The sequence below is a fragment of the Vibrio sp. 811 genome (genome assembly GCF_033339195.1).
In genome coordinates this window covers 1-640 of sequence record NZ_JAWOUB010000516.1, presented here as the reverse complement: position 1 = coordinate 640, position 640 = coordinate 1, and the positions used below count along the sequence as shown (strand labels likewise).

The 640-nt window shown below is 44.4% G+C and carries 1 protein-coding gene; it reads left to right on the top strand.

The window, feature by feature from the left end:
* Window positions 1-106: 106 nt before the first annotated feature.
* The coding region (gene tagF, locus R7Q46_RS27820; RefSeq protein ID WP_318078383.1) for a type VI secretion system-associated protein TagF at window positions 107-640 on the top strand (534 nt) is incomplete at its 3' end.

Below are 640 nucleotides of genomic sequence, written 5' to 3'. Positions count from 1 at the left end.
ACGACAACATTGTCATGATCGATTTGAAGGGGAACAAGGTTCAGCTTGAGTTGATTCCATCTAGTGCAATCAACCCATTTTGGTCTAATGAGATGGAGAGGTTCAGATGTCCGCAAACCTTGTAACGCCTGAGTGGGGCTACATCGGAAAAATGCCGGCTAAAGGTGACTTTGTTAAGGACGGTATTTCTCCTGAATTTGCAAACCGTTGGCACGACTGGCAGCAAGCTGTTATTGCAGTGAGTAAAGAGCAACTGGGTGACACTTGGAATGATTATTTTTTAACTGCACCAGTTTGGCACTTTGCACTGGATGTGAGTTACATGGACGATGCTACGTATATCGGCAGCATGATTCCAAGTGTAGATGCATGCGGTCGCTACTTCTTTTTTACTGTTGTTCGAGCGGTAAAAGGCAAAGCATCACAGTATTGGGCACAAAGTGGCTGGACTGAAGATAGCCAGGCTCTAGCACTGTCAGTGTTAGATGATGAATTTGTATTTGATGCATGGCACCGAAGCATGCAGGAAAAGTGTGAGCTTGTTTCTGAAGTATCGATATGCAATGAAGAAATGGCGCTTTTGTACCAAAGCCCGATCTCAACAGTGTTTAGCTTTTCAACTGAAGCAAAGCAAAACACG